Origin of the sequence: Bacillus luti (assembly GCF_001884105.1) — a bacterium.
GTDB lineage: Bacteria > Bacillota > Bacilli > Bacillales > Bacillaceae_G > Bacillus_A > Bacillus_A luti.
On sequence record NZ_MACI01000095.1, the window covers coordinates 209,397 to 233,937 of the forward strand.

Annotated in this window: 20 protein-coding genes and 1 pseudogene; 13 read left to right on the top strand and 8 right to left on the bottom strand. The window is 33.2% G+C overall.

The annotated features are described in order from the left end of the window. Positions 1-109 precede the first annotated feature (109 nt). Positions 110-2,893, top strand: a complete 2,784-nt coding sequence (locus tag BAQ48_RS25800) for a dynamin family protein (RefSeq protein WP_071713267.1) — start codon at positions 110-112, stop codon at positions 2,891-2,893. A gap of 98 nt (positions 2,894-2,991) precedes the next feature. Here the strand turns inward: BAQ48_RS25800 and BAQ48_RS25805 are convergent, their stop codons facing one another. The 4 genes from BAQ48_RS25805 to BAQ48_RS25820 all read right to left on the bottom strand — a co-directional run bounded on the left by BAQ48_RS25805 (position 2,992) and on the right by BAQ48_RS25820 (position 8,895). Beyond that, positions 2,992-4,911, bottom strand: coding sequence for an LTA synthase family protein (locus BAQ48_RS25805; RefSeq protein WP_071713268.1), 1,920 nt, complete (start codon positions 4,909-4,911; stop codon positions 2,992-2,994). A 490-nt stretch (positions 4,912-5,401) separates the two neighbouring features. Continuing rightward, positions 5,402-6,739, bottom strand: a complete 1,338-nt coding sequence (locus BAQ48_RS25810; RefSeq protein ID WP_071713269.1) for an NAD(P)/FAD-dependent oxidoreductase — start codon at positions 6,737-6,739, stop codon at positions 5,402-5,404. Positions 6,740-7,000: 261 nt separating this feature from the next. Further along, positions 7,001-8,248, bottom strand: a complete 1,248-nt coding sequence (locus tag BAQ48_RS25815) for a Zn-dependent hydrolase (RefSeq protein ID WP_423219977.1) — start codon at positions 8,246-8,248, stop codon at positions 7,001-7,003. Next, positions 8,218-8,895 carry an L-2-amino-thiazoline-4-carboxylic acid hydrolase gene (locus tag BAQ48_RS25820; protein ID WP_242660494.1) on the bottom strand — a complete coding sequence of 226 codons (678 nt, stop codon included), beginning with the start codon at positions 8,893-8,895 and terminating at the stop codon, positions 8,218-8,220. The genes BAQ48_RS25815 and BAQ48_RS25820 overlap by 31 nt, the downstream gene beginning before the upstream one ends. Before the next feature lie 151 nt (positions 8,896-9,046). On the opposite strand from BAQ48_RS25820, the gene BAQ48_RS25825 reads away from it, so the two are divergent. The 9 genes and pseudogenes from BAQ48_RS25825 to BAQ48_RS25865 all read left to right on the top strand — a co-directional run bounded on the left by BAQ48_RS25825 (position 9,047) and on the right by BAQ48_RS25865 (position 16,443). Continuing rightward, the gene (locus BAQ48_RS25825) at positions 9,047-9,934 is read left to right on the top strand and encodes a LysR family transcriptional regulator (RefSeq protein WP_071713272.1); all 888 of its coding nucleotides are present in this window, start codon (positions 9,047-9,049) and stop codon (positions 9,932-9,934) included. Between the two features lie 77 nt (positions 9,935-10,011). Beyond that, positions 10,012-11,469: a sodium/proline symporter gene (locus BAQ48_RS25830; protein ID WP_071713273.1), complete on the top strand. Its 1,458-nt coding sequence runs from the start codon at positions 10,012-10,014 to the stop codon at positions 11,467-11,469. Positions 11,470-11,703: 234 nt separating this feature from the next. After that, entirely contained in the window at positions 11,704-11,895 is a 192-nt protein-coding gene (locus BAQ48_RS25835) for a hypothetical protein (protein ID WP_000006455.1), read from the top strand. Positions 11,896-11,947: 52 nt separating this feature from the next. After that, positions 11,948-12,630: pseudogene (gene bshB2, locus BAQ48_RS25840) on the top strand (bacillithiol biosynthesis deacetylase BshB2). 23 nt (positions 12,631-12,653) lie between these two features. Next, positions 12,654-13,427 (top strand): alpha/beta fold hydrolase, encoded by a 774-nt coding sequence (locus BAQ48_RS25845; RefSeq protein WP_071713274.1) that lies wholly within the window; start codon positions 12,654-12,656, stop codon positions 13,425-13,427. A 50-nt stretch (positions 13,428-13,477) separates the two neighbouring features. Further along, entirely contained in the window at positions 13,478-14,911 is a 1,434-nt protein-coding gene (gene pdxR, locus BAQ48_RS25850) for a MocR-like pyridoxine biosynthesis transcription factor PdxR (protein WP_071713275.1), read from the top strand. A 34-nt stretch (positions 14,912-14,945) separates the two neighbouring features. Beyond that, complete coding sequence (locus BAQ48_RS25855; protein WP_071713305.1) at positions 14,946-15,302, top strand: CidA/LrgA family holin-like protein; 357 nt, start codon at positions 14,946-14,948, stop codon at positions 15,300-15,302. Positions 15,303-15,325: 23 nt separating this feature from the next. Further along, positions 15,326-15,997 (top strand): LrgB family protein, encoded by a 672-nt coding sequence (locus tag BAQ48_RS25860; protein WP_071713276.1) that lies wholly within the window; start codon positions 15,326-15,328, stop codon positions 15,995-15,997. Between the two features lie 20 nt (positions 15,998-16,017). Beyond that, positions 16,018-16,443 (top strand): YfmQ family protein, encoded by a 426-nt coding sequence (locus BAQ48_RS25865; RefSeq protein ID WP_071713277.1) that lies wholly within the window; start codon positions 16,018-16,020, stop codon positions 16,441-16,443. A 22-nt stretch (positions 16,444-16,465) separates the two neighbouring features. On the opposite strand, the gene BAQ48_RS25870 is transcribed toward BAQ48_RS25865, so the two are convergent. From BAQ48_RS25870 to BAQ48_RS25880, 3 genes are all read right to left on the bottom strand, one after another. After that, the gene (locus tag BAQ48_RS25870; protein WP_071713278.1) at positions 16,466-16,867 is read right to left on the bottom strand and encodes a CBO0543 family protein; all 402 of its coding nucleotides are present in this window, start codon (positions 16,865-16,867) and stop codon (positions 16,466-16,468) included. Further along, positions 16,842-18,008, bottom strand: coding sequence for a DUF2515 domain-containing protein (locus BAQ48_RS25875; protein WP_071713279.1), 1,167 nt, complete (start codon positions 18,006-18,008; stop codon positions 16,842-16,844). Before BAQ48_RS25875 ends, BAQ48_RS25870 begins: the two co-directional genes overlap by 26 nt. Positions 18,009-18,188: 180 nt before the next feature. Continuing rightward, positions 18,189-20,897 carry a bifunctional diguanylate cyclase/phosphodiesterase gene (locus tag BAQ48_RS25880; RefSeq protein ID WP_071713280.1) on the bottom strand — a complete coding sequence of 903 codons (2,709 nt, stop codon included), beginning with the start codon at positions 20,895-20,897 and terminating at the stop codon, positions 18,189-18,191. Positions 20,898-21,328: 431 nt separating this feature from the next. Between BAQ48_RS25880 and BAQ48_RS25885 the strand changes: the two genes are divergently transcribed. The 3 genes from BAQ48_RS25885 to BAQ48_RS25895 all read left to right on the top strand — a co-directional run bounded on the left by BAQ48_RS25885 (position 21,329) and on the right by BAQ48_RS25895 (position 23,487). Beyond that, positions 21,329-21,733 (top strand): VOC family protein, encoded by a 405-nt coding sequence (locus BAQ48_RS25885; RefSeq protein WP_071713281.1) that lies wholly within the window; start codon positions 21,329-21,331, stop codon positions 21,731-21,733. Between the two features lie 180 nt (positions 21,734-21,913). Further along, positions 21,914-22,747, top strand: coding sequence for an alpha/beta fold hydrolase (locus BAQ48_RS25890; RefSeq protein ID WP_071713282.1), 834 nt, complete (start codon positions 21,914-21,916; stop codon positions 22,745-22,747). A 164-nt stretch (positions 22,748-22,911) separates the two neighbouring features. Then, on the top strand, positions 22,912-23,487 hold the full coding sequence (locus tag BAQ48_RS25895; protein WP_071713283.1) for a histidine phosphatase family protein: 576 nt from the start codon (positions 22,912-22,914) through the stop codon (positions 23,485-23,487). A 245-nt stretch (positions 23,488-23,732) separates the two neighbouring features. Here BAQ48_RS25895 and BAQ48_RS25900 read toward each other — a convergent pair whose 3' ends face one another. Then, complete coding sequence (locus BAQ48_RS25900; RefSeq protein WP_071713284.1) at positions 23,733-24,377, bottom strand: YczE/YyaS/YitT family protein; 645 nt, start codon at positions 24,375-24,377, stop codon at positions 23,733-23,735. Between the last annotated feature and the right edge of the window lie 164 nt (positions 24,378-24,541).

Here is a 24,541-nt window from a genome sequence, read left to right on the forward strand (position 1 = left end):
GGAAAATGAAATTTTCCAAAAGATATTCTTTGTTAAGATAAAAAGCATATATACAAAAAAGTATTGACATATCTTAAAAGTGTATTTTCAAGATATAGTGGGGGAAAAGATGAGAGTAGAAAAACAATTAATAAAAAAGATGTATTATGAAACGTTCCTAATGGAGAATGAAACAAAAGCACCTCTTGACGTACTTGGAGAAGCGTATGTAAACGAAGAAAAAAATGAGATTTCTGATGGATCTTATATTCGTTTTGCACAAGGTGAATTTTATTATCGCCATCAAGATTTTGAAGCAGCTATTTTTAAATGGGAGAAGGTTGGTAATGAATTAGCGCCATGGGCACAAAAAAATATTGCGGATGCTTATTTCGAACTTAATCAATTATCAGTTGCTGAAAATGTTTATACTTCCATTACTACTGATAATAAAATATTGATGACCGAAATTAGACTACAATTACTTTCTCTTTACATAGAGCAAAATAGTTTTGATTCAGCTTTCGCTGTTATTAAAGAAGCGGTTTCTTTAAATCCGGATTATCCGAATGTCACAAAAATTGCCCGTTCTTTTTATGAGGAGCAGCAAGATTTTGATAGTGCAGTAGAGCTTGCTGTGAATGAGTTAATTCGAACAGAATCTTATCCATGGTTTGAGGTGTTAAAAGGATATATCGATAAAGGATTTACTAAACATATTTCACCAGATTATTTTTATGATGCATTAGTTACATTAAATAATGTAGATCAAGTGCAATTTACGCAAATGGTTTCATCACTTTGGAACAGTTATAAAAATGAACAAAATTATTTATTGTGGCTTAACACAATAAATGAATTTTTCTTACATATTGAAATACATTCGTCCGACATATGGGACAAAATTTCTTCTCTTTATGAAGAAACATACTTTGCATTAATTCAAGGGAAATATATGCTTAGACAATTACATGATATCATTCCAAGTCTTTTAACAAATTGGTTAAAAGTAGTCAATCCATCTTATGCTGTATTTCCATCAGCAGCTGTGTTGGCATGGGATGAAATTTTCCCTTCCAAAATGGATGTAGCAAATATACAACATGCGGAAGACCTACTGTTATATTCTGTTAATCATGTGAATGGTTTAGAGTACAGTCTACATCTTTTTGAATCTATTACAGAGTGGGCACAAAAGCACAATATAGAAATAGGTCACCGATTTAGATGGTTAGTTGACGAACTCGCAGATTTAAGAACAAATCGTATTTTAGTAACGGGAACTTCAGGAAATGGAAAAACTACATTTGTTAACTCTATATTAGGAGAAAATATATTAGAAAACGCTATCTCAAATGTAGTAGTTTTAAAAAATGATGCTCATACAGAAATTAAAGCTATATCAGATTCAGCCATTACAACAACTGAAAATTTCTTTGATTACCATAATATAATGTCGTTACACCACCAAACATATAGAGATAGAGCATGTGTTGAATTTAAATTACCATGCAGATTTTTAAGTGAAAATAAGCTTACATTCGTAGTTACACCTGGCTTTAATAGGAATAACGACACTAGGGATGAGGTATTTGAATATCTAAATTCTGTGGATGAATTATTGTTTGTATTGAATGCGGATTCCCCTTTTACTGATAAGGAACGTGATATTCTATTAAGCATTCAAGAACATACACCAAATTTACAAGTGCATTTCTTATTAAATAAAATCGATAACATTTATAGTGAAGCAGAAGTGAAAAGAGTATTACATGATACGGCAGCAAGAATAAACACATATTTCCCGCATGCGAGGATTTTCCCTTATTCTTCGTTATATACAAATAGCCAACAACTAAATGATTTAACAGAGTTTATTCGTTTTAACTTTAACCATAAAAATATCGATGCAGAACGTACTGAAAAGCTATTGTTCTTCATTCGAAAAACAATTACATATCTTTTGGATAAACGCGTTGAGAAAGAAAATAATCTAGTGGATGCTATTAATTGGAATGAAGATATGCTAGTGAAACTAAACGGTAGCATTAATAACCTTTCTGCATTTGAGAAGGAAAAAATTCATTTCATTACAGAGTCATATCGTACAATGAAAACGGAAATTACGAATGATCTTACTGAAAATATTCCGAAGATATTACAGAGTTGTTCTGATTTAATGAGTGAAGAAAGCGATTTTGGTCACATGGATATGGAACTAAATAAAGCAATGAATGAAAGAGTGCATAAATATTTAGAACAAACTGTATTACCTAATCTTGCTCTTTCTATGCAAAATTGGATTGCAACTTCTAATAATGAGCTCCTTCAAAGTCAATCGTACTTAGAAGAACTTAGTGAAGGACTTAATTCTTTATTTGGAGAAAATCGAATACAGTTAGAATGTGACTTTAAAGTACTTGATGACTGGCGAAGAGATACTGACAGAATGACGACTAGAATACAAATGGATGAAGTAAATATTTTACGTCGATTTACGCCAGCACAATTTTTACTGAAAAGTGCCGGTAAATTATTTGGAGTTCTTCCTAAAAACAAAGCTATGCTATATAACAAATACAAACAGTATGTAGAAAATGAAGATTATACCGAGGTAACGGATTCTATTATGAAGAAATTCTTTTTGCAATTTGAGCTATTTGAAAACACACAAGAGCGGGATATTAATATATTTTTTAGGAATCCATTTAACTCCTTGAAACAAGCTGTAGAAAATACGCAATTAGAAATACAAGAAAAACAAGAGATGTTACATAAAATGAAATCCAATCCTGAAGTATATCATGATTCTATCATGCTCTTTGAATTGAGATTACGTCAATGTGAAGTAATTTTAAATATAGGTGATGATCATACTTATATAGATGTAAGTTTAGAAACAAGCGCAGAGTAAAAGTAAGATATATAAGAGTTTTTATTTGAAATTGCATCATGTGTTATAAGAAAGTAAAAAAAGGAGCAACCATAATGAGTTGCTCCTTTTTATATAAATTATTTTTCAGTCTCTTTAATTTTAGTTTGTACTTCACCAGTTTTAATTTTATTACTTTCTGAGAAACGTAATAAATCGCCTTCAATAATTTTGTCAGACATTCGTAATTCATTTTGTGCGCGGTTAATGAGTGCTTGTGCTTCTTTTTTTGGTAAATCTACAATTTCACCTGTTATGCGGTCATAGAAAGTATTGTTTTTGTATGCATACTTGTCTGTAATAAAGCTACCATCACGTAAAACAACAAAACCGGTATATTCATCTGAAAACATATCATGACCAAAACGAATATCGTTCGTAGTATCAATCCCTAATAAATTTAGAATAGTAGGTTTCATATCGATTTGTCCAGTAGGCTTTGAAATCGTTTGACCTTCTGTTTGTCCAGGGACATGAATATATAAAGGTGTACGTTGTAAATTTAAAGTATCAAATTCTGTTATTTGATCTTTTTCTAAAAACTGTGCCATTGCGCGATTATGCTTTTCAGAAATGCCATAATGATCACCGTATAACACAATAATAGAGTCATCATACATTCCCTCGGCTTTTAAACGCTCAATAAATTTTTTAATTGATTCGTCTAAGTAACGTGCTGTTACGATGTAACGATCAAATACGCCATTACCCGAGTTATATGGTTCAATGAATTTTGTATCTTCATCATACGTAAATGGATAATGGTTCGTTAAAGTAAGGAAACGAGCGTAAAATGGTTGATCAATAGTTTTTAATATATCTACTGATTGATCAAAGTATTCGATATCTTTTAATCCCCAATTTAAATTTGTTTCGGGCGTAATTTTGTAATCAAGTTCATTATAGTAACGATCATAACCGAGAGCAGAGTACATGATATTACGATTCCAAAATGTGGCGTTATTCGCATGGAATACAGAAGTGAAATAACCTTGCTGACGCAGAATTTCTGGAGTTGCAGTATAATCATTGTTACCGTGTGTGAAGAATACAGCTCCTCGATTTAATGGATACAACGACGTATCGATTAAGAATTCAGAATCGGATGTTTTTCCTTGCCCAGTTTGGTGGAAAAAGTTATCAAAGTAATAGCTTTCATTTATGAATTCATTCAAAAATGGTGTAACTTCTTGACCGTTAACTGATGCGCCTATTAAAAAGGTTTGCAGGGATTCAAGGGTGACAACGATTACGTTTTTTCCCTTGGCTGCACCAAACATATTAGGGTTTGGTTCACTTTGGTTTGCCTTTACGTAGTTTTCAGTTTCTTGTAATTTACTGCTATCAGCAAGTGCTTTTTGTGAACCTGCTTTTACTTGCAGTGTTAAATCATATACTTGATGCGTGTATAGTCCTAAATTTTTCACAAGCATGACTCGGTCGAATGATCTCGTTAATAGTTCAGGTCTTTCTTTTTCTGCAAGATGTAGATTTGCAAAAAATATACCAATCGTTAAGAGAAAATATACAAAGCGTACCGAATGAGTTACGCGTCCTGTTTGGAAGACTAATGACTTCTTTTTTAACAAAATAAAGAAGAAAATAATGTCTACGAAAGCGAGTATAATTTTATAGTTCAATATTTCTATAATACTGCCGCCTAATTGGCCAAAGTTTGATGTTTGTCCAAGTACTGGTAACGTAACGAAATCACTATAAAAATCATAGAACATTACATTTCCAACAAGTACGATTGTTAATAAGAAGTTAATACATAGCGCGATATAATTTCGTTTTTCACCCGTTGCAAATAATGCTAATCCAACGAATGCTAATGAGGCGGCTAGGGGGCTAATAAACAAAATCAGCTCTTGTGTAGAAGACTCAATTTTTAAATCAAAACTGAATCGCGTAATAAGATATGTTTTTAACCAAACTGCCAAAGCCATTATGATAACAAAGCTAACATTTTGCATTTGTAAATTGATTTTATTCTTCATTTTTACACCTTCTTTATGCGATTTATTCAACTGAAGTTATATATTATATTTTTATAACTATTAGAGTGTAATGAACCATTGTAGATTTATATTTTCTAAAGGTAATAATTTGAAGTATTCATATACACACAATGTGGAATTTTAAAGCGAAGTAACATAAATTTAATTGTTTTAGAAACGAAGCAGAAAAAGTCATAGTTGTAGTGAAATTGACTTATAGACATCCTACCATATTAAACACTATGGTGATGTTACAAAATATCGAACAAATGAAAGTGAAAATGGATAGACACTTATTAAACTATTGACATTCAATTAGTCGAAATTTAAATGAAAGGAGAGCGTAAAGTAAACGGGGATATTAATGAGTAAAAAAACTACATTCTATAGAGAATGTAGTTTTTGTGTATTTTTCATATATTTCGTAAAATCCTAATCTTTTGTGGGTTAATTATTAATGATAGTGAAACTTAAACGATTTGAAGGGTGTTCAAATATCAGATAAATAGTTTCCAACATATAGACCACTTGCAGCTGCTTGAGATAATGAATGAGTGACGCCAGAACAATCTCCAATTAAAAATAACCCATGTATACTTGTTTCGAAATGGTTATTGATTTTTATCGTAGGGGTATAGAACTTTCCATCAATTCCATATAATAAAGTATCTTGATCGATAGGTTCTTGTATAAATTGTTCTAAACGTAATAAAAATTCTTTGAGCCCCTCAATATATAATGGAGGGATTTCTTTATGCAAATCTCCATAATCTCCGTGAAGTGTAGGTTGTATACGATTATGTTTCATGCTGTTTTCCGTTGTAGGTTGTTTTTTTATTAAGTCCTCTAAGCGCTGTATAATAATCCGATCTCGTCCTTGGTTAATGCCTTTAATAATTGAGCTTGCATACAAATTTGCTTCTTTGAGAGTTGAAAAATAGCGCGGGATAAATAAAGTGAAATTTAAGTTAGGTGTGCCAGTTCCTTTCTCTCGAAAATTTTGACCGTCAGGCATAACTAAACCTTCTTCGTACTTTCGAATAATTCGTCCTTTTGGATTCATACAGTATGTAGTTGCTGTGAAATTTTCGTCTTGATAAGAAAGTTTCGTTTCAAAAGTATCTTTTAATATAGAACGTAATTGATGTTCTTTCATTTCAACTCTAATACCTAAATCTACACGGGTTTGTTCTTGAGAAATATGTAGAGAAGTGCACATTTCTTTTAACCAATCGGCTCCGGAACGCCCGGTTGCCAATACTAGTTGCTTAGATTGAACTTTTCCTTCATTTGTCTCTATTGTAAAATGCTCTTTCTGTTTCATAATATGTTGTACATCTATATCGAATTGTATATTTATTTTCGTAAGTAAAAATTCGTAGAGCTGCTGAAAAATTTCACTTGAAAGGGTAGTACCAAGATGCCGTACTTCAGTTGTTAGCATTTGTAAACCGCACGATTCAGCCCTCTTGTTGAGATTTGGATTTTCTGTAGAATATTTTGAAATTGAATTTCCTCCGAACTGACATAGAATTTCATCTACTTCGGCCATGAGTTGTATAAAGCTTTCTTTACCAACCTTTTGCTCAAGTTCTCCACCAAATCCGTTTGTATAATTAAATTTCCCTTCAGATTTTCCTAAACCAGCAAATCCGAAATATTTATCACATGTAGTACAATTACACGCTTTTCCTTCGTCTAAAGGACAATGGCGATCTTCTAGCGCTTTACCTTTATCAAGAATTAAAACCTTTTTGTTACTTTTAGCTAGTGAATAAGCCATAAAAATGCTACTTACTCCAGCACCGATAATTGTAACATCATACATATTCTTTCACCTGCTAACGAATAGTTTGTTTGTTATTTTCTTAGTGTATAACAAATTAGTGAAGGGAGGAACTAGCTATTTTGATAGGGAGGGAAGGTGTGTTTGTTTTCGTAAGGTATGTATGATTCAAGGGAGGAGACTTTCAGGAATTACTTATTCCTATAATGAGTAAAGATTTAGTTGTCTTTATAATAAGAAGCCATCGGAAAATAATTTTTCAGATGGCTTCTTATTTTGGTTTTCTTCTATTAAATAGAAAAATTATTTTGTAAGCTCAAGGACTGTGTCATAAAAAATATTCGTAGCGATTATGATATCTTCATCTGAACTATATTCTAACGGGTTATGGCTAATACCATCTTTGGAGCGGACGAACAACATACAGATTGGTGCCACAGCAGCAATGTTCATCGCATCGTGCCCAGCACCACTTATTAATGAATAAGGCCGTATACCATTTTTTTCGATAATTTTTGTTAGTTGGTGATTTAAGAAAGCATCTGTTTTTGCAGGTTTGACACGTTGTAACACCTTTGAATCTATCGTAACATTTCTACGTTCAGCAATTTTTTTTAGTTGATCTATAATATTAGTTTCTAATGTGCTTATTTTTTGTTCGTCTATGTCACGGATATCAATAGTGAAGGTTATTTTACCCGGGATGACATTTACGCCGTTAGGTTCGACATTTAGTTTACCGACAGTTGCTACAGAGGTGGTCGTATTATTAAGCATGTGTTCAATGGCTAAAATCATTTCACTTGCTGCCGTTAGCGCGTCATGCCGGATTGGCATTGGCGTTGCACCAGCATGCTCACTAATTCCTGTAACGGTAACTTCTAGCCATAACGGTGCAGCGATTCCTGAAACTATGCCCACCGGTAGTTCTTCATTTTCAAGTGCTTTTCCTTGTTCTATATGCATTTCTAAATAAGCTTTAATATCACTACGTTTTACGTTGTCTAAAGGAAGAGGGGATAAATGAAATTGTTTCATAGCTTCTTCAATAGTAATACCCGCCATATCTTTTTGTTGTAATTGTTTATGTGTTAAAAGGCCAGCCATAGCGCGACTGCCAATCAATCCGAATCCAAAGCGTGTTCCTTCCTCATCTTTAAATGCAACTACTTGTATTTTTTTTGAAAGTGCTAATTGTTGTTCATGAATTGTTTGCACAATCTCAATTGCAGCTAAAACTCCTAAAGCACCGTCATATTTTCCGCCCTCTGGAACGGTATCAATATGTGAGCCTAGCATAATTGTTTCAGTACCTTCACCAAATGTGCCAATAATATTTCCGACAGCATCAGTAGTAACAGTCATACCTGCTTCTTTCATAAAAGAGGTTATAAGGTTAATAGCTAGTTGTTCTTCATGTGTGAAAGAAAAGCGATTTATGCCGCCAGTTATTTTATTACGACCAATTTTGCTTAAATGTTGAAGGCGGTCTAACAGCCGATTCGTATTAATCATTACATTCACTCTTTCATTTGGAATTGGAAATGACATTGACCTTCGCGAAGTACAAATTGGTCATGCACGACTTCGAAATCTTTATTATATCCTTTGGCGATGGATGGATCGATTACTTTGCAATATAGAATACCGTATTTACCCATTTCGTCATCAGCCCATTGTTGACCAAATGGACATTGAGTAAATGTTTGTTCAATTTCATTTTGTTTGTAGATGGTATCTATTTCAAATAAATCACTGCGTCCCATATCATAGTTTGTTAAATAATTTTCAATAGAATTGTCTAGGCCATTTGTTCGCGCGCGCTGTGCAATTCCAGCACCACGTTTTTGTCCGAAACGTTCGACTGCTCGCATGATGACTTGTTCGCCTTCCATCCCATATTCATCAACAACTTGTTTTGCGATTTGTGCAAACATTTTCGAAAAACGTGCATACGTAGTTAAATTTGAAAATTTTTCTTCACCTTCAACAGTTTGTGGTAAATATTCAAAGAAGGTATGATTTTCACCTTCTGCAGTTGCTTTTTTTGCCATAGCTTCAGCGTCTTTCAGTCCGAAGACTTCTAACCCTTTTTGGATTAAGTTCCGTCCACGTTCATCATACTCTTCGGTAATAGATACATGTAATTCGGTAAACATTTTTGCTGTAATGATGTCCATGGATAAGGCTTTCATCATCAATTTTTCCTCTGCCATGTTTTAGCACCCCCTCAATAATCCGTATTGATTTACTTGGTTTTTGTTTTTATTATAGAGGTGGGCATGAAAATAAATCAAATGAATGTTTTTATATTCGAGTATGAAAAAAATTCATAAAAGGAGTTAACCAATGGCTACGTTAGCACAATATACAGCATTTCATACACTCATCAATACTGGGAATTTTACTGCAACTGGTTTAAAGCTTAATCTTACACAGTCATCTATTAGTCACGCTATTAGTAATTTAGAAGCAGAACTAAACTTAGCTCTTATTATCCGCAATCGAAATAATATTGTTTTGACGAACGAAGGAAAAGTAGTTTATGATCATATTTCAAAAATATTAAAACAGCAGCAACATCTTGAAAGTGCAGTTGCTGATTTAAAGAATCTTATTGGAGGTTCATTATCTGTTGGTATACTACCCAGTGTATCGCTCGTTTTATTGCCGAAAGTGTTAGCGTATTTTGAGGAGCATCATCCCAACTTACACATTCGTTTAATGGAAGGCGATTATGATCAAATTGAGCAATGGCTACATAATGGGGTTGTTGATATTGGATTTTTAGTAGAGCCGCATTCAAAAGATCTTATTTTTAATCATGTTTTTAATGATGAACTCGTTTGTATTATGGCAAAGCATCATCCGTTAGCTAATGAAGAGAAACTGCACCTAGAACAATTAAAAAATGAAAGATGGATTATGCCAAAGCGAACGATTGATCGTGATGTTTCACGCATTTTAACAGAAAATAAAATTCATCCAAATATCGTATATGATTTTTCCGTTGATCAAGTTATTTTGTCGATGGTAAATGAAAACTTAGGAATTTCAATTGTACCGAGTTCACTTTTAATTCATGCACCACATCAACTTATCCGAAAAAATTTTTATGAGTCGTATGTTAGGAATGTTGGAATTGCCCATAATCGTAGTGTCCATCTTTCTCCAGGTGCTTTAGAATTTTTAGAAATATGCAAGAAATTCGCCTCAAACTTGGAATCTAACTATTGACAAATAAAAAATTCCGAAATACTATCTGATAAAACCTATTGGTATTGTTTACTTTAATCAGATGGAGGAATAAAGTCATGCAAACTGTTGTATATGTTGAAATCTTTATATACTTACTTGCGATGCTTGCAATTGGTATATATTTCAGCAAGAAAGATTTATCGCACAACGACTATTTTTTAGGAGGGAATAAACTTCCGGGATGGGCATTAGCGTTCTCAGAGCGTGCAACAGGAGAATCAGCTTATATGTTTTTAGGGGCAATTGGATTTATTTATGTAGCTGGTTTATCTGGTATTTGGATTTTATCTGGAATGTTTTTAGGGGTTATTTTTTCATGGATATTTTTATCAAAACGTTTTATGACGGAACAACAAAAATATAAGGTGAATAGTTTAACGGATTACATAGCTGTGAAATTTCCAAAGCATGCAGATATCATCCGTTGGTTAGCTTCGATTGTTCTTGTATTGTTTTTCGTTTGCTATTTAGCAGCACAATTTTCCGGAATGGGAAAAACTGTTTATTCATTCTCTGGTTTTAATATTACATGGGGAACGATTATTATTGCTATAATCATTATTGCATACTCTTGTATGGGAGGTTTTATGTCTGTAGTATGGACTGATACGATTCAAAGTTTTTTGATGCTTGTATCATTCATTATCGTTCCCATTGCAGCTTTTATGGAAATTCAAAACCAAGGATTAAGTATTTCAACTGAGCTTGCTAAAATGGAAAATGGTGCGGATAGTTGGGTTGGTGGTTTAAATGGAATCGCCTTAGGTACAATGTTATTTACAAACGTATCATGGTTTTTTGGGTGGTTAGGTGGTCAACCACAATTAAGTTCTCGCTTTATGGCAATTACCACTGAGAAAGAGCGTATTACAGGTCGTAATATGGCGATTCTTTGGACTTTAGTTGTATACATTGGTGCTTTTTTATCAGCCATATTCGCTTCTACTTTATATAAACAAGGTACAATAGACGATCCAGAGATGATCTTACCTTATATGGTATTTGATATACTACCGCCATGGGTAGCGGGGATAATCATTGCAGGTATTTTAGCGGCAATTATGTCGACTGCCTCATCGCAATTATTAGTCATTACAACTTCTATTAGTGAGGATATTATTCATAAAACATTGCGCTGGAATATTTCAAGTAAAAAGCTAGTTCATTTATCACGTATTGTAGCGGTTATTAGCGGTATTGTAGGTATAATTATTTCACTTAAATCTGGATCTGTAATTTACAGCCTCGTATCTTTTGCATGGGCGGGTATTGGTAACACATTTTCAGCTATTATTTTATTAATATTTTTTTGGAAACGTATGTCGGGCGCAGGTGTTATTGCGACGATTATTGTTGGATTTTTCAGTGCAATTATTTGGTCACTTTCACCGCTTGAAGTGCTTGTATCTGCAAAGGCTGCAACATTCTTTATTTGCTTATTTGTTGGTATTATAGTCTCTTTATTACGTCCTGATTCGGAAGAAGAATTAGTTAAATTAGGGAAGTCATCATAATGAATGTTAATTGTATATGAAAATGGGTGTAGAGAATTCTATGAAAAAGCAACTGATCATAAGTGATCAGTTGCTTTTTTATTTTCAAAGTGGATGAGCAAAAAAACACAAAAGTGGTTGGTCCGTTTTTTGCAAACATCCATTATGATAAGAGAAGAAAGGTAGTATGTTATTAACGTTTTAAAGAGGAAGTTCTTTATTAAAATAGATTGTCTTTAGAGAGGTGAAAATACAATGAGCTTTGCAATTTCACTAGTGGTTATTATTGTAATTGTATCGCTATTCGGGACCGTACTAGTTGCGCGAAATGTGGAGGAGAATTACGGGAAGTCTACAAAGAAGAATGTAAAAAATTTATCTGTTATCTATATTCTCCTTCTATTTGTTCTACTGGTGGGGGTAACATGGTATGCGGTAATGATTTGATAGTATGCAATGGAACAGGCTAATATTGAAAGTGATGGAGGAGTATGTAGTGATAAAAAATGAACGCCACGTTTTAGTTGTTTTTCCACATCCGGATGATGAGTCCTATTGCGTGGCAGGTACAGTTTTAGCTTATACGGAGCAAAAGGTTCCTTTAACATATGTCTGTTTAACACTAGGTGAGATGGGAAGAGCGATGGGAAATCCTCCTTTTGCAACACGTGAATCATTATATGCTATAAGAGAGAAGGAACTAAAGAGAGCTACAAACATTTTAGGGATTAAAGATTTACGTATGATGGGATATCGTGATAAAACTCTTGAATTTGAAACTCCCGGAGAGTTAAGACGTGTAATACAAAAATGTGTAGAAGAATTGAATCCTTCGTTAGTCATTTCTTTTTATCCGGGATATGCCGTTCATCCAGATCATGATGCAACAGGAGAAGCGGTGGCTGAGGCGTTAGCTAATATTCCGGAATACAAAAGACCAACATTTTATGCAGTAGCTTTTTCAAATAATCATGAAGCGGAGAAATAGGTCCTCCAAATTTTAAAAATGAAGTGAAACAATATGTGCCAAAAAAGTTGGAGGCATTGCGAGCGCATGCATCACAATTTGCTACTAAGGTAACAGAACTGAAAAGAGAGTATGAAGATGGTGTTCCAGAAACTGTTGAGTGGTTAGAAAGAGAACCATTTTGGATATATCCATTCAGAGATAAGACTAAGTGATGCGATAGTTGAAGGTGATGAATATGTATTTTGAATATAGGAATCGAAAGGTCTTTTACAATATAGAAGGATCGGGACCTGTCATGTTGTTTTTGCATGGTCTTGGAGGAAACTCAAATAATTGGTTATATCAAAGGCAATATTTCAAGAAAAGCTGGACAGTGGTTTCACTGGATTTACCTGGACATGGGAAATCTGAAGGGGTGGAAATTAGTTTTAAAGAATACGCAAATGTTTTGTATGAGTTATGCAATTATTTAAAGTTACAAAAAGTAGTTATTTGTGGTCTTTCAAAAGGGGCTAGAGTAGGGATTGATTTTGCTATTCAATATCCAAGCTTTGTTTCGAGCTTAATTATTGTAAATGCATTTCCCTATTTAGAATTAAAAGATCGCAAAGAACGCCTTGAAGTATATGATTTACTTAGCATACCGGATAACGGAAAAACATGGGCGGATACGTTATTGAAGGCGATGGGAGTAGAAGGTAATAAAGTAATTGTCCGGGGGTTTTATCAATCTTTACAGTCCATTAAACCGGCGCATATTCAAAGGTTATTTGCTGAATTAGTTGATTATGATCAAAGACCGTATCTTTCCATTATTGCTTGTCCTGTTTTAATTATAAGGGGTGTAAACGACTATTTTGTTCCGGAGAAATATGTGAGAGAATTTGAGGTATGTTTAAGAAATACGATTTACGCTGAATTTAAACATAGTGGGCATTTACCGTATTTAGAACAACCTACTAGCTTTAATTTAACAGTAGATGCGTTTTTAAATAATAAGATTGGTTAATCCTGTTGTTAATAAATTGAAGATAGTTCGTTTTGAGAGGAGGGAACAGGATGGAATGGAAACCAAATCGTGCAGAGAAGACCCCCGTGTATAAACAAATCGCTGATTATATTGAAAGAGGCATTTCTTCAGGTGAATTTCCTTCTGATAGTAAGTTACCTTCTGAGCGTATGTTAGCAAAGGAATTACAAGTGAACCGGAGCACAATAGTAGCTGCGTATGAAGAATTAAAGTCACTTGGAGTAGTAGAACGGCAAAAAGGAAGCGGAACAAGAGTGAACACAGATATATGGGGTGTGTCGCATAAACGTATACCGAACTGGGGTAGGTACGTTGAGGATGGATCGTTCTTACCAAATGTCCCACTCGTTCAACAAATTCGAACAGAAACACAAAAAGATGACTTAATCAATTTAGCGAGTGGTGAATTGTCACCAGAATTAATTCCAAGTGATAGGTTTCGAACGATTATGTCTGAGAAAACATTTATGGAAAATCTCGGTTATGACCATCCACTTGGAAATGAAATGTTGAGAAAAACAATTGCAGCACACGTTAATCAATATAAACAAATTGAAGCGGATTCAAATTCTATCCTTATTACATCAGGAGCACAGCAGGCACTTAATCTTATCGTTCAATGCTTATTAAAGCCTGGAGATGCGATTGCGATTGAGGATCCTTCCTATTGTTTTTCACTTCCCATGTTTAAATCTGCAGGGTTAAAAATATTCCATTTACCTGTTGATCAGCATGGAATGAATCCAGATGACTTAATTGATTTGCATAAAAAACATCGTATACGAATGGTGTTTTTAAATCCAGATTATCAAAATCCAACTGGAACAGTACTATCATTAACGAGACGTAAAAAGATTTTAGAATTATCTTCTGAATATGGTATACCAATTGTAGAAGATGATCCGTATAGTTTGACTTCTTTTAATGGAGAAGTGAATCCGACATTAAAATCGATGGATCCAAACGGGAATGTTCTTTATATAAGTTCACTATCAAAAATTGTTGCATCAGGATTACGTATTGGATGGGTAATTGGTCCTACGCGCGTAATAGAGCGTTTAGCAGATGCAAAGCAGCAAGTTGATTTTGGCCATAGTGTATTTACGCAGTGGGTAGCAAATCAATTTTTAGAATCAGAGGATTTTCATACGCATATTACGATGCTTCGTGGACAATTGAAGCAAAGAAGAGATGTATTAATTGCAAAGCTTAACGAAATATTGGGAGAGCGAGTTGAATGTTTCGTTCCAGAGGGTGGAATACATGTATGGTGTAAAGTGAAGGGAACGTTTGATGAATACCACTTATTGGGTGAATCTATACGGAATGGTGTCGCATTTGTTCCTGGAAGTGTTTTAGGTTCTAAAAATGAATATATACGATTTACGTTTGGTAGAGCGAATATAGAACAAATTCAACTTGGAATTACACGGTTTGCTGATACGTTAAATGAGATTTCATAATATGGATGTCAAGATAGTGAAAAGAGGGAAAGAAATGAAGTACGTGACACTTTTACTTCAAGTAGGCGTGCTGTATATATTTAGCCTAGTTGGTCTATGGATTCAGGAAGTATTTGAATTATCGATGCCAGGAAGTTTAATAGGGATGTTAATACTGTTCTTGCTCCTTTCTACTCGGACTTTTCCATTAAAATGGTTTGAATTGGGTGCGGAGAAGCTAATCGTATTTTTACCGTTATTTTTAATTCCCTCGACAACCGGATTAATGGAATATGGATCGTTTCTGTTAAGTAAGGGCAGCAGTATATTCCTTTTAGTTGTTGCAAGTACGGTAGTAACCTTGGCCATTTCAGGGTATGTAAGTCAATTGTTAGTAACATCAAAAAAATAAAATCGACAAGGTGCGTTATTGAAATGCTCTTAATTTTTATTACTGTAGTAATATATATATTTGCGACAAAGTTATATAAAAAATTCACGTTTCCATTTACTTTACCGGTGTTAACAGTAACGGCGATTATGATTTGTTTATTCCTCACGTTAGGAATTTCTCATCAAGATTATAAGGAAAATGGAGGGGACATCCTTTCAGGGTTCTTGAGCCCTGCAATTGTAGCATTGGCCATACCTTTATTTAAAGAGCGAAAGATACTTATGAAAAACTTTTTATCAATACTTATCGGTGTAGTGATAGGTATAGTGGCCTTAACAAGTATGACTGTAGTGATTGGTGGAATTTTAAATATAGATAAAGAACTGATATTAACTACTCTACCACAATTAGCAACGATGCCTATTGCTATTTCATTAGCGGATCAAATTGGTGGTATTCCATCTATGACTTCTAGTTTTGTAGTTGTGGCAGGAATAACTGGTGCTATTATTGGACCGACAGTACTTAAGCTTTGCGGTATAACAAGTACGATTGGAAAAGGTGTTGGAATGGGTTGCGCATCACATATTATCGGTGTGAGTCGTCTAGTGAAAGAAGGCGAGAAAGAAGCCACTATTGGTTCAGTAACGATGATTGTAACAGGAATACTTATTAGTATATTAATACCGTATGGAATGAAATTTGTATTTTAAAATGTATGGAGATGATAAAAGTGACAACATGGTTTATAGTTACATTATTTATTTTTGGCGCTCTTAAAGTACTAGTTTCTAGTATGCCGACTTCTGTTGTAGAATCTATTATTAGTAGATTTGAATTACATCAAAAACTTGATGAAGAACATACGACTGTATCGTTAGATGGAAAGAATATAGAAGGGGAAAAGAAAACGCAAGTTATTCACGAATTTAATGAGGCTTTATTTTTAGATAAACATTATTTTCCGCCGCACGGAGAAGGGACACCAATCATCATTGAAACGAAGAAAGGGAAAAGAACAATTACATTATCGATATATAGCTATGAGGAACATGTTGATGTAATAAAACAATACAAGAAGAACGTTGTTGCCTATCGTTTACGTTCTAAAAGTCTTCAAACTTTGGCACCATTAGCAATAAATGAAGATTATGCTTAAGGAGAGATCAATAATGGTCTCTTTATTTTTGTATCCAATTGTATATCATCCAAATAAAAGAAAGGAAAATCATATACCCAAACAAAGAATAAGTATGATGCCAATTTGCACTATGAATAAATAAACCTAGTTTCTCAGTGACTTGTTCAACCATACTAGCACAAATACCTATTGAGATAATAAGTAGAGTTCTGGAAACTGCAGATAATGTTTTTGAAATTTGTATGAAAGCAGCTGTTAAAATTGGTAGTACAAATAACGTGAAGCCTATGTTGACTGAAAATATGGATGGGAACGGTCTAACTGGAAAGGAATATATTTGTTTCGTGACAAAGAAAGCATCTAAGCACGTTCCGATAACAGTAGAGAGCAAGATTGTAACTGTTAATGCTAAAAAATCATTCTTCTTCTCTAAGGAGGACATTTTTCTTTGCGAGAATTGCCAATTCAATTTTTTCGAGTGTTTTGCAGTAGTCTTCTGTAATTTGCCCAAGTATATGTTCCTCCTTATTAGTTAAATAATGTATCACTTGCCAGTCATTAAACCAATCTTCATGTTTTGTTTCTTCGTGTTTCACATTTTTCCACGCGTACATAAGTGCAGGACTATATATACGATAGGAATCATTTCTTAATTGGCAATTTTTTATTCTTCGTTTATAAAACTCTCTTGAAAAGGATTCATTTACACTTGAAAATAAATGTGGCCAGTAATCTTTTCTTGAGCCTGTATGAGGATTAGTATCTGCCCAATGCTTAACTTGAGATAAAATATGTTCATTATGAAATAACAATGTGTATAATCTTTTTCCAAGTGAAATTCGTTCATGTAGCGAAGTGAAGTGTGTCATTGTATCACCAATTAGTAATGTTTTAGCATTCATTTTACTTTCGTAAAAAGGGAAGAGGATATGATTGAACTGAAAAAAATCAAATAGTTTAAATCCAATGCTGTTTAGAACATTTTTTTTGAAGTGTTCATTTTGGATAACTCTTTTTTCTAAGTAATTTTGCTCATTAATAATAGTAGCGATTGCTAACGTTCTTTTGTCGCCAGTTTTCCAAAAGGAATTCCACATCGTTTCCATAAAGGTGGAAACATTGAGGTGAGAGAGAAGGCGGAAAAGGTTTGTAGCTCTTTTTACACTTTGTTCATATAGTAAAAATTGTGGATATACATCTTGAAAAATAAGCCAATTTCCACGTTCTAAAAAAGAAAAGAAAGTAAATTGATCTTTTTCAGATAATAGCTTTGTATATAAATCTCCTTTTAAATCAGTCATGTTCCAACCGCCGTTACGTGACACCATATGTCCGAGCAGTGCCCAATGTATTTCAGGATACTTTTTGTGAAACTGAAAGTAAGCACGAGTCCTTGTTACATTATTTTGATTTAATAATTTTGTTTGTTCTTTAATTGTATGTAGTAATATTTCTTCCTCTTTCGAAAGGGTGTAATGGGAGTTATTTACGTTGGTACATTTTTGTTTTAGCTCATTTTTTATAGAGAAGAGGGAAAGAGGGGTATTTTTGTAACGTTTATTATGTGTGTTGTCGTGGTGCATATAAATCCCCCCTATTTAAGTCTGTTATCATAAATGTATTAGTAACTACTTAAATAAATGATATGTGAAGGAAATGAAAAGTTGCAACATAAAGAAAAAGGAAAGAGGAGACTGACCCTTCTTTCCTTTTTCGTATTTATTGGAGCTGAAAATTATTATATAAACCTATGAAGAATGAGTTCACTTTTCCAGCAGAGTAGAAAATGAATCGGCATGAATAGGTTTACTGTAATAGTAACCTTGAATAAAATGACATTTATTTTTTTGAAGGAAACTCACGTGTTGTTTCGTTTCTACGCCTTCAGCGATAACAGACATCTCTAATGTATGTGCTAATGTGATGATTGTTTTAATGATTTCCTTTCCATCTTCACACGTTTCGGACATTGTAATAAATTCTCTCGGGATCTTTAACGTATCAATTGGATATAAGGGTAAGTATGCTAGCGAAGAATAGCCTGTACCGAAGTCATCGATTGATATGTGAATCCCTAAACCCTTGAGTGTCCGTAGCTTTAATAATGTCTCTTTCTCATCCATCATTGCAATGCGTTCCGTTAATTCTAGGTCAAGAGAACCTGCGGGTAAGCCAGTAGTTGCTAAAGTAGAAGAAATGGATTGTATAAAATCTTCTTGCTCAAATTCTTTGGCCGATAAATTAACCCCTATTTTTAAATGAGAATATCCTAGTGTGTGCCAGCGTTTCATTTGCTGACATGCTTGTTGTAAAGTCCATTTTCCAATTGGAATGATTTGCATTGTTTCCTCAGCAATTGGTATAAATTCATTTGGAGAAATGATACCTAGATCTGGATGATTCCAGCGAATTAAAGCTTCAGCTCCAACAATTTTATTACAATTGCTATCAACTTGAGGTTGGTATAAAAGAAACAACTCTTCATTTTGAATTGCGTTCGGTAAATCTTTTTCTAATCGTAATCGTCTTTCAATCTTTCTAGCAATTATATCGTCATAAATAGAGACAGAGTTAAGCTCTTTTTCCTTTGCGTCATACATTGCAACATTAGCGTTTTTCAATAGTGTAGTGATATCGATTCCGGAATGTGGATAAATAGCAATCCCGATGCTAAGAGATAAAGTCAACTTATGTTCGTGTATGACAAACGGTTTTTTCATGCTTTTAAATAATTGGTTACATAACGATAATAAGGAATCTTGGTCAGTATAGTTTTCAATTAGGATTGTAAATTCATCCCCACCAATTCTTGAAACATAAGTATGTGATGAAAGGCATGATTGGAAACGTTTTGCTACTTCTTCTAATATACAATCACCTGTAGAATGTCCAAGTGTATCGTTAATAACTTTAAAGCGGTCTAAATCTAAATATAGCAGTGCAAATTCACTTTGTTTTGCTTTTGCATTTCTTATAACAGTTCTTAATTTTTTTTGGAAAAAGGCCCGATTCCCAATTTTTGTTACAGTATCATGGAATGCTAAATATTTTATTTCTTCTTGCTGTTTTTTAAAGGCGGTAATATCTTTCACCATAATGTAGCTTCCTGAAATTTGTTCATCTACCATAATAGGAACGATAGTAACATATAAAAAATAAGTAAAGCCGTTCTTATATTGAGAGCGAAGTTGTAAGGAAGTAGATTCTTGTTTTTTTACTTTTGCTAATGCAGACACAAGTTTAGGCTTATCTTCATCTAAAATAACAGAAAGACAAGTTTCACCAAGTAATTCACTAGAAGCCGCTCCGAATAGAATACTTCCTGCTTTATTTACATTTAAGAACGTCCCGTTTAAATCAATTGTAAAAATAGGGTCTGGATGATATTCATATAATGATTTGAATTTTTGTTGCTTTTGAGATAAAGCTATTGATTTTTTGACTAAATCAGTAGTTCGTAAAGTAACTTTTTCTTCTAATTGAGTATTAAATAGTTGTAAGCGCTGTGTTAATTTTTTGTTTTGCATATGTACAATGGAATGACGAATCAGCACGAATACAAAAGTAATACAATTTCCTGTAATAAGGGTGGATGATGATGTTTGCTCTTTGAGTGTAAATCCAATTAAGATTGCAACAGCAAGATAGGGAAATACGACTAAAACTTTTTTTCCTAGAATAGGATCTACAATAAAATAGCTTGTAGCGCTATTTTGAGATTTTGGAATAGAACCAGCTATCGCAATGAGTAATATAGGTATTCTATATAAAAGGCGTAATAATGTTATCGTCTCTGTTGATAAATGGCTGTTTAAGTAAAAATAAATATAGTTAAAAGTTGCAGAACTTATTAATACAAAAATAAAAATATAAATTTTCCGTTTAGAATTAAAAATTGTTGGGCGGAAAAAGATACTAACACCTAGTAGAAGAAATAATAAATCTGCAATTGGATATAGAAATGAAAGGAAAATATCTCCCAGTGAAAGAGAGAATATATTTAAATCCGGCTCATTAAATAAATACCATTCTAATGTGAATATAGAAGTAAGTACGATACATATATCACAAATAAAGAACAATTTTCCCCATTTATTGCACTTTTTTAAGATTTTATAACAGAAAGCGATAAGGAAAAAAAGTAAGAAAAACATGTAAAACACATCAGAAACAGTAAAATGGTGTATTGCAGGTTCAAAAAAGGTATTTTGATATGTATATACAACTTTTCCTAATAGAAAATTTCCAATGGCAATAGTGATACATATCCAAAACGGATTTGAACGGACTTTTTTTGAATATATAGAGTAAATGAGTGATACAAATGTAATGGCTTCAACGATGAGTGAAGCGAAGCGTACACTGAAATTTGAAAACTGAGTAGGGAATAGAAAGAAAAACATAGAATAGATGGAATAGCCTATCAGTGTTGTAATTAATATACAAAGTTGCAAATTTTTATTTAGTTTCAATTAAATCACCTTCTATAAGTATGCGCTATATTCGTAATATCTATACATAATAATATTACTTAAGGATTGTATCAGATTTCTTTATAAAAATCATGTTTATAAGGAAAGAATTAAAGAGTGTAATACTTCTTAAAATTGAAAAAGTATTGTATTTGATAGTTTGTACTGTTATTAGGATTTTAGATGGAAATTGTATATTTAGTCATCATTTGAATTTTAAAGATTTTTTAGTGATTTGCAAGTAAATATGTAAAATTGCATATAAAATGATGAAAACATTCTTTCTAGATGAGTTTTTGGGTGTTATAGGTTGCTTTAAGTAAGACGTTTGTATGTATCTATTCTCATACTAATGAGGGATTTCAAAAATGTTTTACGCATATACAATAATACGTAATCATGTATGAAATTTTTAGTATGGGAGGAAGAACATGAAAAACTGGGTGAAGTTTCGGATAGCACGTCCAACAGATAAGTTTGAAGAGGTTACATCTTTTTATGAAAAAGGATTAGGTTTAAAACGTATAGGTGAGTTCTATGATCATGAAGGCTATGATGGAGTTATGTTTGGTCTACCTGATGAAGAATATCATCTGGAGTTTACAAGACATGAAGATGGAAGTCCCTGTCCAGCTCCAACGAAAGACAATTTATTAGTATTTTATATGCGAGAATATAGTGAAATAGAAAAAGTGAGTAAGAGGCTGCATGCAATGGGATACGGTGAAGTAGAATCAGAGAATCCGTATTGGAAAGAAAAAGGGATAACAATAGAGGATCCAGATGGTTGGAGAATTGTGTTGATGAAAATAGAAGAACAAGGTTTCAAATTATGATGGGGTAAAAATAAATTAGCTTCCTTCTAGGAAATAAAAATAGAAGGAAGTTTTTTATTTATAGTCTGAAAATTTTAATTTGACAATTAATTGAAAGGGGATGTAAATTGAGAACGTGTATTCTTATAAGTTTGATAGTATTGCAATTCAAAAGAAATGTGTAAATAGGGAGGGTTTTTTATGTTATTTCGAATTGAAGATGCAGAAATATACTATGAAATCGTTGGAGAAGGAAAACCAGTCATTATCATACATGGCTGCGCTCCTGATCATAGGTTAATGATGAAATGCATGGAAGCAGTATTTCAGAAATATGAAAGTTATAAGCGAATATATATTGATTTACCTGGAATGGGAAAATCGAATGCTCCAGATTGGATAAATAGTTCAGATCGTATAGTAGAAGTGCTTATCACATTTATTGAGAAAATCATTTCTACGGAAGAATTTTTATTAGTAGGAGAGTCATACGGAGGCTATTTAGCTAGGGGAATACTCACAAGGCTGTTTGAAAGAGTTAACGGATTACTATTAGTATGTCCTGTTGTTGTAGCGGATCCAGAAAAAAGGACTCTTCCAGATAAACAGGTAATTTTACAAGATGAGGAATTTTTAAATAAGCTCACTTCTACGGAAAGAGAGGGTTTTAGTGAGTTAGCGGTGGTAGCAAATGAATATACATATAAGCGATTTAAAGAAGAAATTAAGCCAGAACTAGATATTGCTAATTATGAATTTATTGCAAGGTTGCAAAATAATTACTCTCTTACTATGGATTTTCATCATAAAAAATATGAGAAACCCGTTCTTTTATTAGCCGGAAGACAAGATATATCGGTAGGGTATCAAGATATTATAGAAATTATTGAAGATTATCCAAGAGCAACATTATCAGTTTTGGATATGGCAGGGCATAACTTACAAATTGAACAGCCTGAATTATTCGAGAGCTTAGTAGGAGAATGGATTAGACGAACAAATCAGCAAAGTTTATCCCGCTTTAATGGGCAGTAAGACCCCCACCTCAAAATTCAGCGAAAGCAAAGAAGTTAGTTGGGGGATCAACTGCCCATAAAAGTCCGATTGGTTCAACTAATAATCAGTGGGGGATGAAGAAAACCCCCACTGATTAAAGTTTCACTTTATAAAAGACGAATGAACATTTTCAAGGAGGACGTATGAATACATATATCTATATGGTTAGGCACGGTGAATCGCCAAAATTAGAAGGGAATGAAAGAACACGTGGATTAACTGAAAAGGGAAGTTTAGACGCTCATAGAGTAACGGACATATTAAAAACAGAGGAAATTGATGCTTTCATTTCAAGTCCGTATAACAGGGCTGTGTTAACGATAGAAAAAACAGCGGGTTTCTATGAAAAAGAAATATTAATATATGAAAATCTCAAAGAGTGTATGTTTTTAAGTGAGGATCAGATTATATCAGATAAAGAGGTGTATCCACTTGTAAAGAAGATGTTTTCAAATCAGGATTTTGCACTAACGGAAGGGGAGTCATATAAGGATTGTCAGAGAAGGGCAGTGAAAGTGTTAAAAGAAATATTAATGGATTTTCAAGGGGGAAAAATTGTAATTGGTACACATGGGCTTGTAATGACACAAATGATGAATTATTTTGATAATCAATACGGGTTTGAATTTCTTATACATACATCGAAGCCTGACATATATAAATTGGAATTTAAAGACGAGCAATTAATGGATGTAGAAAGATTATGGATAGGAGAATGAAACTGAATATATGGAATGTGTTTTAATTCGTATTTATAAAAAACACTCTTTTTTACAGAATAAACAATTAGTTTTAGTAAACCCGGGAAGTACGTTATTAGGGTAAATGTTTGTGTTTATGATGATGTATATACTTTTATTGTGAATGAGTAGTCTATATTCTTAAATTGTGAGATGAAAATAGAAACACCCTATTTGCGGTAAAAATCGTAAATAGGGTGAATTCATTTGTATTAAGTTGTGTTTTATAAATTTTCATTAATTTGCTCTTTGTTTTTGTTTTGTAAAGTATGTAAGAGTGTTTGAAACATCTTAAATGATTGCTGAAAGATTGGACTTTGAATAAAAGTGTATAGAAAAGTTACGACAAAAACAGGACCACCGAGCATAAATCCAATACCGAGTACAACGCATTCTACAATGATTCGAGCACGGCTAATAGATAGACCTGTTTTATCGGAAATAGTAAGCATGAATCCATCACGAGGTCCAGCGCCAATTCCAGCCGCAACATACATACCTCCTCCGATACCTGTAATGGCAATACCAGAAAATAAAATGAGTAAGTTTAGCCATAAATAATTAGTAGCGTTTGGAAGAATATTTGATTGTAAGAAAAAGTCCATAATAGGACCGATAAGTAGTGCATTTAAAAATGTACCCACATTTATATATTTTCGATCTACTAGCAAAGAAATCAAAACGAGACATAATCCGCATATGACGCTCCACGTGCCAATGGTCCATCCGAATTTTTGGTAGAGGGCCATATTTAAAACTTCCCAAGGATGTAACCCGAGGAATTTAACTTTGACTGCAAGAGCATTTCCAAGGCCAAAGAAAATTAATCCTAAGAAAAAAAGAAAATAGCGAAAGAGGGTTAACCTCATCTTTCATACCTCCTATATTTTATAATTATGAATGTTACATGTTAAAGTTTAAATGTACAAATATTATGACTCCTGTTGATTTGTTTTAAATCTTTAAAAATGTAAATGGAATATATACTTTCACAGTCAAAAAAGTTAAAAAATTTTGTCTTAAGGATTATAAT

Excerpts from the sequence above, each read along its gene's own strand:
- BAQ48_RS25815 (WP_423219977.1), bottom strand. The coding sequence starts at position 8,248 with ATGTCATTTCCAATTCCAAATGAAAGAGTGAATGTAATGATTAATACG.
- BAQ48_RS25820 (WP_242660494.1), bottom strand. The coding sequence starts at position 8,895 with ATGATGAAAGCCTTATCCATGGACATCATTACAGCAAAAATGTTTACC.
- BAQ48_RS25885 (WP_071713281.1), top strand. The coding sequence starts at position 21,329 with ATGAAAAACTGGGTGAAGTTTCGGATAGCACGTCCAACAGATAAGTTT.
- BAQ48_RS25860 (WP_071713276.1), top strand. The coding sequence starts at position 15,326 with ATGCTCTTAATTTTTATTACTGTAGTAATATATATATTTGCGACAAAG.
- BAQ48_RS25870 (WP_071713278.1), bottom strand. The coding sequence starts at position 16,867 with ATGTCCTCCTTAGAGAAGAAGAATGATTTTTTAGCATTAACAGTTACA.
- BAQ48_RS25830 (WP_071713273.1), top strand. The coding sequence starts at position 10,012 with ATGCAAACTGTTGTATATGTTGAAATCTTTATATACTTACTTGCGATG.
- BAQ48_RS25805 (WP_071713268.1), bottom strand. The coding sequence starts at position 4,911 with ATGAAGAATAAAATCAATTTACAAATGCAAAATGTTAGCTTTGTTATC.
- BAQ48_RS25890 (WP_071713282.1), top strand. The coding sequence starts at position 21,914 with ATGTTATTTCGAATTGAAGATGCAGAAATATACTATGAAATCGTTGGA.
- BAQ48_RS25825 (WP_071713272.1), top strand. The coding sequence starts at position 9,047 with ATGGCTACGTTAGCACAATATACAGCATTTCATACACTCATCAATACT.
- BAQ48_RS25845 (WP_071713274.1), top strand. The coding sequence starts at position 12,654 with ATGTATTTTGAATATAGGAATCGAAAGGTCTTTTACAATATAGAAGGA.
- BAQ48_RS25900 (WP_071713284.1), bottom strand. The coding sequence starts at position 24,377 with ATGAGGTTAACCCTCTTTCGCTATTTTCTTTTTTTCTTAGGATTAATT.
- BAQ48_RS25810 (WP_071713269.1), bottom strand. The coding sequence starts at position 6,739 with ATGTATGATGTTACAATTATCGGTGCTGGAGTAAGTAGCATTTTTATG.
- BAQ48_RS25895 (WP_071713283.1), top strand. The coding sequence starts at position 22,912 with ATGAATACATATATCTATATGGTTAGGCACGGTGAATCGCCAAAATTA.
- pdxR (WP_071713275.1), top strand. The coding sequence starts at position 13,478 with ATGGAATGGAAACCAAATCGTGCAGAGAAGACCCCCGTGTATAAACAA.
- BAQ48_RS25835 (WP_000006455.1), top strand. The coding sequence starts at position 11,704 with ATGAGCTTTGCAATTTCACTAGTGGTTATTATTGTAATTGTATCGCTA.
- BAQ48_RS25800 (WP_071713267.1), top strand. The coding sequence starts at position 110 with ATGAGAGTAGAAAAACAATTAATAAAAAAGATGTATTATGAAACGTTC.
- BAQ48_RS25855 (WP_071713305.1), top strand. The coding sequence starts at position 14,946 with ATGAAGTACGTGACACTTTTACTTCAAGTAGGCGTGCTGTATATATTT.
- BAQ48_RS25875 (WP_071713279.1), bottom strand. The coding sequence starts at position 18,008 with ATGCACCACGACAACACACATAATAAACGTTACAAAAATACCCCTCTT.